Source organism: Corallococcus exercitus (assembly GCF_003611585.1).
Taxonomy (GTDB): domain Bacteria; phylum Myxococcota; class Myxococcia; order Myxococcales; family Myxococcaceae; genus Corallococcus; species Corallococcus exercitus.
Genome location: NZ_RAVW01000056.1, coordinates 1 through 13143 on the forward strand (window position 1 = coordinate 1; position 13143 = coordinate 13143).

Below are 13143 nucleotides of genomic sequence, written 5' to 3' on the forward strand. Positions count from 1 at the left end.
GCACATGACCGCCCAGCGAGCCCAGGGACGGCGCCGCCCCGCCCGCCACCACCGCCGCGATGGCCGTGTACGCCACCAGCGCGGTGCCGTCGTTGAAGAGGCTCTCGCCCTGGATGATGCCGGCCAACCGCCCGGGGACTGGCGCGCGGCGGAAGGCGTAGAGGATGGACACCGTGTCCGTCACCGCGAGGATGGAGCCCAGCAGCAGCGCGGGCCCCCACGCCAATCCCAGCATCAGGTGCAGCGCGGTGCCGGTGGCGCCAATGGCCAGGACCATCCCCAGCGTGGACAGCAGGCCAATGGGGACCGCGTTCGCGCGGATGCCATTGAGGTCCGCCATGATGCCGCCCTCGAAGAGCAGCAGGGGAAGACAGATGAGGAAGACCACCTGGGGGTTGAGTGGGGGCACCCCCGGCAGCAGGTGTGCGACGGAGATGAGCAGGCCACCAAGCACCAGCGCGACGTTGTACGGCACGCTGGCCCGCTTGGCGGCGATCGCGAGTGCGATGGCCGCCACCATCAGGCCGATGAGGATGGGCACTTCCAGCAGCACGGCGACTCCACTGGGACCGGGGGAGGGCGCGAAGCTTTCCAGATTCACGCGGACCGTGCACGGGCACCGTCTGCTTTTCGTCGTCCGGCCCAAGGCCCCGCCCGCCTGCCTTCCCTCCCCTCGAAGTGCATCCTGGCGGCGGTGCGTCCGCGTGGTACAGCGGGACCCCCGATGAACTCCGGCTCGCTGGACACCCTGGTCCTCTCCGTCACGGCGCTGCGCAAGACGTACGGCGCCCACACGGCCGTGGACGGCATCTCCTTCGACGTGCGCCGCCGCGAAATCGTGGGGCTCCTGGGGCCCAACGGCGCGGGCAAGAGCACCACCATCAACATGCTCCTGGGCGTGCTCCAGCCCACCTCCGGCACCATCCACATCGAGGGCACGGACCTGGGCACCCAGCGGGTCAAGGCGCTGTCGCGCACCAACTTCGCCGCCGTCTATTCGCCCCTGCCCGGCAACCTCACCGTGGCGCAGAACCTGCGTGTCTTCGGTCTCATCTACGGCGTGAAGGGGCTGTCCGCCCGCATCGAGGCGCTGCTGGAGGAGTACGACCTCAAGCGCTTCCGCGACACCAAGTGCGGCGTGCTGTCCTCCGGCGAGCAGACGCGCGTGTCGCTGGCCAAGGCCATGCTCAACGAGCCCCGCCTGCTGCTGCTGGACGAACCCACCGCGTCGCTGGACCCGGCCACCGCGGTGGACATCCGCACCCGCATCAAGGCCTTCGCCGCGAAGGGAAACAGCAGCGTGCTGTGGACGTCGCACAACATGTACGAGGTGGAGGCCGTCTGCGACCGCGTCCTCTTCCTTGCGCGCGGCCGGGTGCTGCTGGCGGGCGACCCCAAGACGCTGCCCCGCGAGCACGGCAAGGCCTCGCTGGAGGAGCTGTTCATCGCCGTGGCCAACGAGCCGCTGGCGCTGGAGAGGACCGAAGCGCCATGAACCTGAACCACGTCGCGGGCATCGCGCTGCGCCAGTTCTATCTCTACAAGGGCAACTTCGCGCGCGTGGTGCCGCTGTTCGCGTGGGTGGCCATCGACATGGTGCTGTGGGGCTTCATGACCCGGTACCTCAACAGCGTCACGTCCGCCGGCTACAACTTCGTGCCGGCGCTCCTGGGCGCGGTGCTGCTCTGGGACTTCTTCGCGCGCGTGATGCAGGGCCTGACGACAGGCTTCTTCGAGGACGTCTGGTCGCGCAACTTCCTCAACGTCTTCGCCACGCCGCTCACGCTGACGGAGTACGTGAGCGGCCTGGTGGTGACGAGCATCGCGACCAGCGCCATCGGCCTGTGCGTCATGCTGCTCCTGTCCACCACGGTGTTCGGGCTGTCCTTCGCCGCCTACGGTGCGATGTTCATCCCCTTCGTGATGGTGCTGTTCCTCTTCGGCATCGCGTTGGGCATCCTCAGCAGCGCGCTGGTGCTGCGGCTGGGCCCCGCGTCCGAGTGGTTCGTCTGGCCCATCCCCAGCCTGCTGTCCCCGTTCGTGGGCGTCTTCTACCCGCTGTCCACGCTGCCGGAGTGGATGCAGTGGGTGGCGAAGCTCCTTCCTCCGTCGTACGTCTTCGAGGGCGTGCGCACGCTGGTGGCCGGCGGCGAGTTCTCCGGCGCCACGCTGGGGTGGGGCCTCGCGCTGGCGCTGCTGGACATCGTGCTGGCGGGCTGGGTCTTCCAGCGGGTCTACCGCTACGCGGTGCGCACGGGCCTTCTGGCGCGCTACAGCGCGGAGAGCGTGAGCTGATCAGCGCCGCACGCGCAAGAGCAGGTCCTTCCGGGGGCCGCACTCGCCCCGGCCGTCGCAGTTGCTGGTGGTGACGTACAGGTGGCCGTCGGGCCCCATCAGCACGTCGCGCAGGCGGCCCCAGGTGTTGCGCAGGTAGACCTCGTGCTTCGCCACGCGCCGGGGCTCCCGCGCATCGAACTCCACCCGGTGCAGGTGCTGGGACTTCAGCGTGCCCACGAGCAGCGAGCCCTTCCACTCTGGAATCGCGGTGCCCGTGTAGACGGCCGCGCCGCCCGGGGGCGCCGCGTCGTCGAAGGTGAGCGACGGGGTGATGCGCCCTCCCTGCGTCTCGCACGAATAGATGCCGGGCCAGCCCAGGTTGTCACCCGCCTTCACCACGTTCACCTCGTCGTGGCCAAAGCGCATCGTCTCACCGCTGGGGCCGTGGTCGGTGAGGTACAGCGTGGCAGGGTCCTTCCAGTCAAAGCCTTGCGTGTTGCGCACGCCTAGGAGGAACGCGGGTGAGTTGGGAAAGGGATTGTCCTGGGGGACCGCTCCATCCGGCGTCAGGCGCAGCAGCTTGCCCGCGGGGCTCTTCACGTCCTGGGACAGGTCCGGGTCGCGCGAGTCGCCCGTGCCCACGTACAGCATGCCGTCCGGCCCGAAGCGCAGCCGCCCGCCGTCGTGGTACTTCGCGGACGGGATGTTCCCGAAGATGACGCGCTCGAAGGTCGCGCTCGTGCCGTCCGGCGACAGCGTCCAGCGTTCCACGCGGTTCTGTGCCTTCCCGTCCGCCTCGGTGGTGACGTACAGGTAGAACCAGCGGTTCGTCGCGAAGTCCGGGTGCGCGGCGATGCCCAGCAGGCCGCCCTCGCCGTTCGCCGCCAGGGGCAGCGTGGCCACGGCCCCGGGCTGCAGCTGGCCGCCGCGCAACAGCCGCACGCGGCCCGGCCGCTCGGTGATGAGCGCGTCTCCGTCCCCGCCCGGCAGGAAGGCGACGCCCCAGGGGACCTCCAGCCCTTCGGCCACCACGTCCACGGTGACGGGCACGCTGCCGTCCTGTCCCCAGCCGTCCTCCATCAGGATGCAGTCCGCGGCGGAGGCCGTCCCCTGCGCCTGGCTCTTGCGGCAGGCGGAGGCGGAGGCGGTGAGCACCACGAGGGCGGACAGCAGCAGGCGTCGGGAGCGCATGGCGGGAATCTAGCGTTGGTGGACGCCGCCCACCGACCTGGAAGGGGGGCAGGCGAGCGCATCCGGCACCGCAAGACGGTCCCGAATGGCGTTGTCCCGGCCCCTGTCGTGGGCACCTTGCTCGGGCGGGTTCACCGGCAACCATTGCCCAGCGGGAGGCAGTTCCATGGCGCGCATCGCATTCATCGTGGCCAACGACTTCGAGGACTCCGAGTTCCAGGTCCCCTACGACACTCTCAAGCAGGCGGGCCATGAGCCCGTCGTCATCGGCCTGGAGGCAGGCAAGACGCTCAAGGGGAAGAAGGGCGCGGAGATCCGCACGGAGAAGGCGGTGAAGGAGGTGAAGGCCGCGGACTTCGCCGCGCTGGTGATTCCGGGCGGCTACTCGCCGGACCACCTGCGCATGGACATCGGCATGGTCGGCTTCGTGCGCGACTTCTTCAAGGCGGACAAGCCCATCGCCTCCGTGTGCCACGGGCCGTGGATGCTGGTGGAGGCGGACATCGCGGACGAGCGCACCGTCACGTCGTTCCCCTCCATCAAGACGGACCTCATCAACGCCGGCGCGCGCTGGGTGGACCGCCAGGTGGTGGAGGACGGCAACATCATCACGTCCCGCAAGCCGGACGACCTGGCCGCCTTCTCCGCCGCCCTGGTGCGCCAGCTGAAGGACGGCATCGCCCCTCGTCTGGAGTCGCCCCTGGCCCCGGAAGCCGCCGCGGACCGCGCACCGCCAGTGCACTGAGCCGCATCCAGGCCGGGAACGGTCCTGTTGGACCCAGGCCCTCGGGGTGCCGCGAGCACGCCGGGGGCCTGCTACGTGGCGTGAGTCTGATCGGATTTTCCGCGCGCTTCTCTCCGGATTTACCCCCGTTTCCAGAGTGGAATGTTGGCGAGCGGACCCGCTGTCCGCCCGACGCATTGCGCTGTCAGGCGCATGCGTCAGGTTTTCGCTGCTCTGGAATTGTTCCGTTGTCTTTGGCCCTCCAGTGCAAGACACTCCTTCGTCTGTACGGGGTTCCACCAACCCCAGGGGAGTCATTGCTTCCCTGAATTTTACAGCTAGGTTGCGATTATGCAGCCTCAGTGTTTATTGTTCCGGCGGCAGCGCCCCCCTGACGGACCGCGACATCACTGACGGTCCCTGCGGAACCCCCATGAATCCGGCCCCCCGAACCGTGATGACCCAGCCCCGTCAGGTAGTCCGGGCGGTGCTGAACGAAGCGCTGGAGAGCAAGCTGGGCGGCGAGGTGGTGGTGAAGTCCACCACGGTCTCCGGCCGCATCTTCGTGGTGGAGCGCAAGGTGGCGTGGACGGTGCTGACGGGCCCGGGCGCGCGCAGCTTCTCCACGGCGCTCATCGACGCGCGGCTGGTGAGCCGTGAGGACGTCGAGCAGGTGATGGCGGAGTGCCGCAAGAGCGGCGGCAACTTCTGCGAGACGCTGGTGGCGTGGGGCCTGGTGCCGCGCGACACGCTGCGCGACCTGCTGTGCCGGCACCTGGGGACGCAGCTGGATGCGCTCTTCGGGTTGACGGAGGCGCAGGCCCTGTTCGTCCCGCAGCCGCGCTCCTACTCCAGCCAGCTCACGTTCGAGCTGGCGGAGCTGAGCGCCGACGTGACGCAGGCGCCGTCCGCCGTTTCGCAGTCCCCCTCGATTCCCCCCGTCCTATTGGAAGGTGAAGTCATGGCGAACGTGAAGCAGGCGCTGGAAGAGGCGATGAAGATCGAGGGTGCGTTCGCGGTGTGTCTCGCGGATGCGAACAGCGGGATGACCCTGGGAAGTGTCGGCTCCGCGGGGTTCAACATCGACGCGGCGGCCGCGGGCAACACGGAGGTGATGCGCGCCAAGCTGAAGACGATGAAGGCCCTGGGCATCAAGGACCGCATCGAGGACATGCTCATCACCCTGGGCGAGCAGTACCACATCATCCGTCCGCTCGCGGCCCGCGAAGGCCTGTTCCTCTACATCGCGCTGCACCGCGCGAACGCGAACCTGGCGATGGCGCGCTTCCGCATGGCGGACCTGGAGAAGACCATCCAGCTCTGAGGCTCCACCGCCCCTGACGCCCCACGCCGCCCGCGTCCCTCGTGCAGGGAAGCGGGCGGTGGCGTTTGGGGGGAAACTCTCTGTTACCATCGAGATCCCCAGGTATATATACCTGGGGATCTCGATGGTTATGGGGCGACGCTCAAAACTTCAGTTGGCTGCTAGCGCCATTGCTCGGGCCTTTCAGGATGAGCCCAGCCGGGTCTATCCGCGCCTCGCGTTGACGGCGATGCTCAAGCGGCACCGTGAGGCCTGGGGTCTCCCTGCTTCCGTGGGGCTGTCCGGCTTCATCCAGTTCCTCCAGGACTCGAAGCAGCTTTCCGTGGTGCGCCTGTCCGCGGATACCGGCGAGGTGGTGACGCGCTACGTCTGGGAGCAGGCGTCTCCCGAAGCCGTGGCGCTGACGCTGCGTCCGTCCGCCTACCTCTCACACGGGACCGCAGCGCGCCTGCACGGGCTGACCGACCAGTTCGCCAAGGTCATCTACGTCAACAAGGAGCAGAGCCCGAAGCCCCCTCCCAGGGGAGGGCTCACCCAGGAGGCCATCGACCGTGCCTTCAAGGGGCAGCAGCGCGCATCGACCTATGTCTTTCACTTCGACATCTACCGGGCGGTCCTGCTCAGCGGAAAGAACACGGGGGCATTGGGGGTGGAGGACATCCCGACGCCAGAAGGAGAGTTCTTGCCCGCCACCAACGTCGAGCGGACGTTGATCGACCTGACGGTCCGCCCCAACTACGCGGGAGGTGTCGAGGAGGTCCTGGGCGCTTTTCGTCGTGCGCACGAGCAGGAGAAGGTGGACGTGGCGAAGCTGCTCCAGACGCTCGGCCAGCTGAACTACGTCTATCCCTATCACCAGGCCCTGGGGTTCTACATGGAGCGGGCGGGCTTCAGCGAAGAGGCCCTGGCCTCCTTGAAGGCACTGGGACTGCACCACGACTTCTATCTGGCCTATGGGCTCAAGGGGCTCGTGTACGACGCGGGCTGGCGGCTACACCATCCCCGCGGCTTGTAGCCGGGCGACCTCCGCGCAGACGAAATCGAAATAGAAGTCGAAGGCTTCCAGGGCTTCACCCGTGACCGCTGCCTCCACGGCGGACCAGCTCCGACGATGGAACTCCCGATGGCGCTCCTCCGGAAGCAGCCGCAGGAGCCCCAGGGGCACATCCTTGGACGCGAAGATGCCCTCCATGAGCCTGCGGTGCGCGGTCAGGTCCACGCGTGCGTATCGGATGCAGGCGTGCAGGTCATAGAAGTCCCGAGCGCGGCTGGCGGGATTCTTTCGCTGTTCGTACTCGTCCATCTGCTGGCAGAGGGCCCGTAGCTTCTCGGCGGCGATCATCGCGGGCGTGTACACGAAACAGCGCTGGCCATTGACGAGCGTGGCCTCGGCCTTGCCCTGGCAGAACTCGAACTTGCTGATGTCGATGGTCCGCTTCGGCGCGCTTCGTCGATGCAGTTCCTGAACCTGATCCGCGCTGGGAACCGCTCCCTTCCTGGCCTCACGCCGAAGCAGCTCCTCTTCCAGCCGCTTCATGGCCACGAGCGCCAGGACCTTGAACTCCGCGTGGTAGCCACCCCAGTTCACCCCTGGGCCGGAGGTCGAGGGCTTGGGCCCGAAGCGGAAGTCGATGAGTGCATACCCGGCAGCGGAGAATCGCGACGACAACGCGGCCTCCAGCTCACGCCCCAGTGCGTCCGCGTCCTCGACGTCACCCTCCATCGAGTAGTCCAGGTCCATGGAGGCGCGAGCCCCCAACTGGTGGATCAGCTGCAGCGCGTTTCCTCCCTTGAGCACCAGCCGGTCCATCAAGGACGCGCTGGATGCAATGGCTGAGGCGGTGAGGACCGCGAGCTCGAATGCGAAGGTGGACGTCACGGCGGTGGCGTTTCAGGGGCTCAGTGATCGCCCGCGCGCTTCTCGCCGGCCTCCACGCGCAGGGCCAGGCGGTTGCCGCGCGGGGGCAGCGGGCAGGTGGCGAAGCGGGTGAAGGCGCAGGGCGGATTGTAGGCGCGGTTGAAGTCCAGCACGACGCGCCCGTCCTTGTCCGGCAGCGGCGCTTCGAGGAAGCGGCCCGCGCCGTAGGTGGCGTCGCGGTTCGTCTCGTCGCCGAAGATGATGAACAGCTCGTCCGACCCCTCCTCCGCCACGGGCATCAGGCGGTACTCCTTGCCCGCCACCGTGAAGACGAGCGTGCCGGCGGACTTCATCTCCTCCACGGTGCCCAGCACCGTGGGCACGCTGAGCATGCGCGGCTTCTCGTCCGGCACCAGCCGGGCCTCCACCTTCCACGCCGCGCTGGCCGGGTACAGGGGGATGCCGTGGAACTGCTTGCGCGCGGCGGCTTCCGCATCCTTCACCCGCACGCCCAGCCGGTCCGCGCGGCGGATGACCTGGAAGCTCACGCTCCCCAGCCGCAGCACGTCCGGCGCGCCCTTCTCGTCTGTCTTCAGCGCGCCCCCCGTGAAGGGCTTGCCCTCCAGGGTGAAGGCCGCGCCCGCCGCGGGCTGGAAGCGCACGGTGTCGCCCTGGCGCGTGAACGTACCCGCCTGGGCAGGTACCGGCGCGGGCAGCGGCACCTCGCTGTCGGGCGCGGAGCCGGCCTTCTGCTCGCCTTCCTTCAACCACGTGAGCCCCACCAGCGTCAGCCAGCCGTCCGGCGACGTCAGGCGTTGCAGCCGCTCGGCCTGCCACGCCTGGGTGGCGGCGGCGACGTCCTCCGTGGGGGCCTTCTTCTGCTCGGCCTTCGCGGCGGCGGGCTTCGGGAGGGGCTTCGCGGGCGGCGCGGCCTGCAGGGCCAGGGACAGGACCAGGGCGAGGGTGCTCATGCGGGTGGGGCCTCGAAGCTCGGGAGGAGGGAAGGGCGCTGGGCCATTGTCTAACAAAGCCCGCCCCCCGTTGCGCGCGGTCCGCCCGCCGTGCAAAGGCTTGGGAAACCTTCCGTGAACCTGGACCTCCACCCCGCGCCCCCCGCCAGTGCCCTGCGCAAGCTCGCGCTGGCGACGTGGCGCGCGCCCCGCGACCCCACCGCCTACGCGTCGCTGGACGTGCGCATGGAGACGGCGCTCGAGTTCATGGCCACGCACCGCACGCGCACCGGCCGCCGGCTGACGGTGACGCACCTGGTGGCGAAGGCCGCGGCGGACGCGCTGCGCCGCTACCCGGAGGCCAACGTCGTGCTGCGCGGCCAGCGTCCATGGCTGCGCGAGGACGTGGGCGTCTGCGTGCTGGTGGTGCAGCCGGCGAGCGGCGCGTCGCGCGTGGACCTCACCACCGCCACCGTGCACCGCGCGGATCAGAAGTCACTGGAGGCCCTGGCGGACGCGATGGAGTCGCGCGTGTCGCGGGTCCGCGCGCGTGAGGACGTGGAGATTGAACGGGGCAAGCGCCGCTCGTCGCTCCTGCCCGGCTGGTTGATGGGCCCCGCGCTGCGGCTGCTGTCCTTCGTCTGGTACGGCCTGAACGTGGACCTGCGCCGGGTGGGCATGCCGTTCGATCCGTTCGGCTCCGTGGCGGTGACGAACCTGGGCTCACTGGGGCTGGAGCGGGGCTTCGTCGCGATGGTGCCCTACACGCGCGTGCCGCTCTTACTGGCGCCCGGGCTCGTGCGGGACGTGCCCGTGGTGGAGGACGGGGCGCTGGTGCCCGGCAAGGCCATGACGCTCACCTGTACCTGGGACTCGCGCCTCATCGACGTGGACCTGGCGGCCCGGGTGCTCCGGCACATCGGCGGCGCGCTGGAGGATCCCCGGGGGTGGGATGCACCGGGGGACGAAGCGCGGTAGAACGGGGGCGTCATCCGGAGGTCAACGCCATGTCCGTGGATCCCTACCGTCGCGTCGGCTCGTCCCGCCCCGTGGGGCGGGTGCTGAGCGGCCAGGACCGCTTCGAGAAGGAAGCCCTGGAAGGCCCCCCTGAAGGCCCCCTCGCCATGGACCGCCGCCAGCGCATGGCCGGCGGCCCGCTGCCGGTGAACGGCGAGAGCCCCTTCGCCGCCCGGCTGCGCAAGCTGGCCTCGTCGAACCCGGACGGCAAGGAGGACTGAAGGGGCCGCCCGTCGCGCCGCTTCAGACCTGTCCGGCGCCGCCGTCCACGAAGAGCTCCGCGCCGTTGACGAAGCTGCTGTCGTCCGACGCGAGGAACAGCGCCGCCTTCGCCACCTCGTCCGGCTGCCCCATGCGGCCCAGCGGGATGAGGCTGGTGAGGTAGTCCTTCAGCTGCTTCGCCCCGCCCGCGTCGGGCGCCAGCCCGTTGAGTCCCGGCGTGTCGATGGGGCCCGGGCTGAGCGTGTTCACCCGGATGCTCCGCCCCTTCAAGTCCGACGCCCACGTGCGCGCGAACGAGCGGATGGCGGCCTTCGTCGCCGCGTAGACGCTGAAGGCCGCCGAGCCGTCCGAGCCCGCCGTGGAGCCCGTCAGGATGACGGAGCCGCCGTCCTTCAGGAGCGGCAGCGCCTTCTGCACCGTGAACAGCGTGCCCTTCACGTTGGTGTTGAACGTCTGGTCGAAGTGCGCCTCCGTGATGGCGCCCAGCGCCGCGAACTCGCCCCCGCCCGCGTTGGCGAACACCACGTCGACGTGGCCCGCCTCCTGCTTCACCCGCGCGTAGAGCGCGTCCAGGTCCGCCATCACCGCCACGTCCCCGCGCACGCCCACCGCGCCGTGGCCAATCTCCTTCACCGCCCGGTCCACCTCCGCCTGCCGGCGGCCGGTGAGGAACACCTTCGCCCCCTCCTGCGCGAAGCGCTTCGCGGTCGCGAAGCCGATGCCCGTGGTTCCACCCGTGACGACCGCCACCTTCCCGTCGAGCCTGCCCATGGTCCTGCTCCTTGTTCCGGGGCACGCGGCCCCGTGAAGCGCCAGCCCACCTGCTCCCCGTGTCGCCGAGGAGTTATGGACTTGATGGTCCATATCTAAGAGTAGTGGACCGCGCGGTCAATAACTTTTAATTTCAGGGCATGGCTCGGCCTCGGACATTCGATGAAGCGCAGGTGCTGCGCGCGGTGCGCGACCAGTTCTGGAACAAGGGCTACGCGGCCACCTCCATGGATGACTTGATGCAGGCCACGGGGCTGGGCAAGGGCAGCCTCTACGGGGCCTTTGGCGACAAGCATCAGCTCTTCCTGAAGGTGTTCGACGCGTACTGCGTGAGCTCCGTGGAGGCGGTGAAGAAGACGCTGGAGGGGCCGGACGCTGGCGCGCTGGAGCGGCTGCGCCAGTACCTGCTGGGGGTGGCCACCGCGTCCGCGGCGCCCTCGAACCGGCGCGGGTGTCTGCTGGGGCGTGGCACCGCGGAGCTGGCATCGGAGGACGCGCAGGTGGCGGACCGGGCGCTGGAGACCTTCCAGGGGCTGGAGGCCGCGTTCGTGCGCTGTCTGGAGCAGGCCAAGGCGCATGGGGACCTCGCGCCCCAGGCGGACCCCCGGAAGCTGGGCGCCATGCTGCTCGCGGTCATGCGGGGACTGGAGGCCGTGGGCAAGGCGGGCATGGATGAAGCCAGCCTGCGCGGCATGGTGGAGACAGCCTTCGAAGGCTTGCCCGCACCAGCGAAGCGCCGCCGTTAGGGGGCGCCCCCTCTTCCGGTACCCCCTGCCTTCGGGCTAGGCACGGGGCCTGACCGCCGGTGCGAGCGGTCACTCACCGGGATTGGGGGCATTGATGCGGAAGGCACACGCGGTGGCGGCGTCCATGGCGGCGCTGATGCTGGGGCAGACGGGCTGTTATCGGACGAGCATCGTCACGAACCTGCGGCCGGAGCCCACGGTCCACGAGGACCGGCAGTGGTTCACGGTGGCGGGCCTGGTGCCCGTGTCCAAGCCCCCTGGCAGCGAGTGCAAGAACGGCGTCGCGTGGGCACAGAGCCGGGCGACCGTCAGTGACTTCTTCATCCAGGCGGGCCTGATCGTGGCGGGCGCGCTGGTGGGGTCCGCGGTGTGCGGCGGTGACAACCGGACCGACGAGGAGCGCGGCAACTGCGCCGCGATTGGCATGCTGGTGCCCGCGGCCCTGGTGGGCACTCGCACCGTGGCCTACTCCTGCGCGTCGGAGTACCAGAACGTCAATCCGAGGCAGGCCCCTGGCCCCCGCGAGGAGGCGCCGGCCCGCGTCCCGGAAGGCGCGAACACGCCGGAGGAGGGCGAGGTCCCGGTGCCTGAAACGCCGACCCCGCCGCCGCTGCCGCCGCCCGGCGCGGTGCCGGAGACGAGCCCCGGTCTCTGAAAAACGCCTGGACGCGGCGCGGAGTCCTTCCGCGCCGCGCCCGGGATGTCTGTCTATTCGCCGCGCTTCAAGCGAGCCCGCGCCGGGCCCTCCTTGGTCAGGTTGCGCTGCTTGCGCTTGTGCTCCCGCTGCGCGGCGGCGTCCGTCTGGCGGTGCTGGAACGCCTGTTCGCGCTGGAGCTTCTCGAAGCTCGCGCGCCGCTCCTCGGTGAGCGTGCCGTCCTGGACCGCCGCCCTCACCGCGCACCCCGGTTCGTTCTGGTGGCCGCAGTCGTTGAAGCGGCAGCCGGTGGCCAGCGCGAGGACGTCCGCGAAGGCATGGGCCAGGCCCTCTTCATCGTCGCCCCACAGGCCCACCTCGCGAATGCCGGGCCCGTCGATGATGAGGCCGCCGTGCTCCAGCACGAACAGCTCCCGGTGCGTGGTGGTGTGCCGGCCCCTGTCGCCCTCCGCGCTCACGGGCTGGGTGACGAGCCGCGCGGCATCCAGCATCCGGTTGGTGAGCGTGGACTTGCCCACGCCGGACGAGCCCAGCAGCACGCCCGTCCTTCCGGCCGGAAGCCGCGCGCGCACGTCCTCCACGCCCAGGCCCGTGTGCGCGCTCACCGCGAGCACGTCCACGCCGGGGGCCAGCGCCTCCACCTCCAGGACGCGCTCGGCGGCGTCGTCCGCGAGGTCCGCCTTGGTCAGGAGCACGACGGGCGTGGCGCCGCTGTTCCAGGCCACGGTGAGGGAGCGCTCGATGCGGCGGGGGTTGAAGTTGCCGTCCAGCCCCGTGACGAGGAACACCACGTCCACGTTGGCCGCGATGAGCTGGCCGTCGTGTTCGCTGCCCGCCTCGCGCCGCTTCAGGAGGCTGCGGCGGGGCAGCACGGCGTGCATCAGCGCCTCGCCGTTGCCGGACGCGGGCGGTTGCAGCAGGACCCAGTCGCCCACGGTGGGCAGGGCCTCTGCGCCCTGGGCCTGATGCAGGAGGCGTCCGGCGGTGCGGGCGAGGAAGGCCGGGCCGGAAGTCTGGACGGTGAGCAGTCCCCGCTGCTGGCGCACGACGCGCCCGGGGACGAGGGAGACGGAAGAAGACGACTGCGAAACGAAAGAGGACAGCGCGAGGTCGAGGTCGGGACCCCAGCCGAGGGTTTCAAGTGACACTTGGAGAACTCCGGGCAGAGCGATACCCGTGCCGCGCGGAGGGAACTCCGGGGCGCCGGGCGTGAAGGAAGCGGGGCTCGCGCTGCGACGGACGACGGTGCTGCGACCGGCTCAGCGGATGAGCGCCCGCGTGGCGGACAGGGCCGCGACGACGACAAGGGGCGGCATCACAGGACAGGTCTCCTCAGGGTTCGGGGTCAGCGGCGGTCATCGCCGGACCGGACATCGGACGGGGACCCTAGCAATTCCTGTCGGCGGCT

Annotated in this window: 15 protein-coding genes; 9 read left to right on the top strand and 6 right to left on the bottom strand. The window is 69.8% G+C overall.

What is annotated here, in order from left to right:
* Positions 1–553, bottom strand: a 553-nt coding sequence (locus D7W79_RS09955) for a cation:proton antiporter domain-containing protein (RefSeq protein ID WP_171435846.1), incomplete at its 3' end; no start/stop codon positions are given.
* 171 nt (positions 554–724) lie between these two features.
* On the opposite strand from D7W79_RS09955, the gene D7W79_RS09960 reads away from it, so the two are divergent.
* On the top strand, positions 725–1495 hold the full coding sequence (locus tag D7W79_RS09960) for an ABC transporter ATP-binding protein (protein WP_120525117.1): 771 nt from the start codon (positions 725–727) through the stop codon (positions 1493–1495).
* Complete coding sequence (locus D7W79_RS09965; RefSeq protein ID WP_120525118.1) at positions 1492–2295, top strand: ABC transporter permease; 804 nt, start codon at positions 1492–1494, stop codon at positions 2293–2295. Before D7W79_RS09960 ends, D7W79_RS09965 begins: the two co-directional genes overlap by 4 nt.
* Here D7W79_RS09965 and D7W79_RS09970 read toward each other — a convergent pair whose 3' ends face one another.
* The gene (locus D7W79_RS09970) at positions 2296–3468 is read right to left on the bottom strand and encodes a PQQ-dependent sugar dehydrogenase (protein WP_120525119.1); all 1173 of its coding nucleotides are present in this window, start codon (positions 3466–3468) and stop codon (positions 2296–2298) included.
* Between the two features lie 166 nt (positions 3469–3634).
* On the opposite strand from D7W79_RS09970, the gene D7W79_RS09975 reads away from it, so the two are divergent.
* The 3 genes from D7W79_RS09975 (at position 3635) to D7W79_RS09985 (ending at position 6531) form a co-directional block, all read left to right on the top strand.
* A complete protein-coding gene (locus D7W79_RS09975; protein ID WP_120525120.1) occupies positions 3635–4213 on the top strand; it encodes a type 1 glutamine amidotransferase domain-containing protein in 579 nt (192 codons plus the stop codon).
* A gap of 436 nt (positions 4214–4649) precedes the next feature.
* Positions 4650–5516 carry a hypothetical protein gene (locus tag D7W79_RS44915; RefSeq protein ID WP_244221689.1) on the top strand — a complete coding sequence of 289 codons (867 nt, stop codon included), beginning with the start codon at positions 4650–4652 and terminating at the stop codon, positions 5514–5516.
* 229 nt (positions 5517–5745) lie between these two features.
* Positions 5746–6531 (top strand): type IV toxin-antitoxin system AbiEi family antitoxin domain-containing protein, encoded by a 786-nt coding sequence (locus D7W79_RS09985; RefSeq protein WP_120525122.1) that lies wholly within the window; start codon positions 5746–5748, stop codon positions 6529–6531.
* Here the strand turns inward: D7W79_RS09985 and D7W79_RS09990 are convergent.
* Positions 6508–7395: a nucleotidyl transferase AbiEii/AbiGii toxin family protein gene (locus D7W79_RS09990; RefSeq protein ID WP_120525123.1), complete on the bottom strand. Its 888-nt coding sequence runs from the start codon at positions 7393–7395 to the stop codon at positions 6508–6510. The two genes, D7W79_RS09985 and D7W79_RS09990, sit on opposite strands and share 24 nt — an antisense overlap.
* Positions 7396–7415: 20 nt before the next feature.
* Positions 7416–8345: a DUF1684 domain-containing protein gene (locus D7W79_RS09995; protein ID WP_120525124.1), complete on the bottom strand. Its 930-nt coding sequence runs from the start codon at positions 8343–8345 to the stop codon at positions 7416–7418.
* 114 nt (positions 8346–8459) lie between these two features.
* Here D7W79_RS09995 and D7W79_RS10000 point away from each other — a divergent pair, with 114 nt between their 5' ends.
* The gene (locus D7W79_RS10000) at positions 8460–9302 is read left to right on the top strand and encodes a 2-oxo acid dehydrogenase subunit E2 (protein ID WP_120525125.1); all 843 of its coding nucleotides are present in this window, start codon (positions 8460–8462) and stop codon (positions 9300–9302) included.
* Between the two features lie 29 nt (positions 9303–9331).
* Positions 9332–9562 (top strand): hypothetical protein, encoded by a 231-nt coding sequence (locus D7W79_RS10005; protein ID WP_120525126.1) that lies wholly within the window; start codon positions 9332–9334, stop codon positions 9560–9562.
* Positions 9563–9584: 22 nt separating this feature from the next.
* Here the strand turns inward: D7W79_RS10005 and D7W79_RS10010 are convergent, their stop codons facing one another.
* The gene (locus D7W79_RS10010; protein ID WP_120525127.1) at positions 9585–10334 is read right to left on the bottom strand and encodes an SDR family oxidoreductase; all 750 of its coding nucleotides are present in this window, start codon (positions 10332–10334) and stop codon (positions 9585–9587) included.
* A 140-nt stretch (positions 10335–10474) separates the two neighbouring features.
* Here D7W79_RS10010 and D7W79_RS10015 point away from each other — a divergent pair, with 140 nt between their 5' ends.
* Positions 10475–11080, top strand: coding sequence for a TetR/AcrR family transcriptional regulator (locus D7W79_RS10015; RefSeq protein WP_120525128.1), 606 nt, complete (start codon positions 10475–10477; stop codon positions 11078–11080).
* Positions 11081–11174: 94 nt separating this feature from the next.
* Positions 11175–11735, top strand: coding sequence for a hypothetical protein (locus D7W79_RS10020; RefSeq protein WP_147441871.1), 561 nt, complete (start codon positions 11175–11177; stop codon positions 11733–11735).
* Between the two features lie 53 nt (positions 11736–11788).
* Here the strand turns inward: D7W79_RS10020 and rsgA are convergent, their stop codons facing one another.
* Complete coding sequence (gene rsgA, locus D7W79_RS10025; RefSeq protein ID WP_120525130.1) at positions 11789–12883, bottom strand: ribosome small subunit-dependent GTPase A; 1095 nt, start codon at positions 12881–12883, stop codon at positions 11789–11791.
* Between the last annotated feature and the right edge of the window lie 260 nt (positions 12884–13143).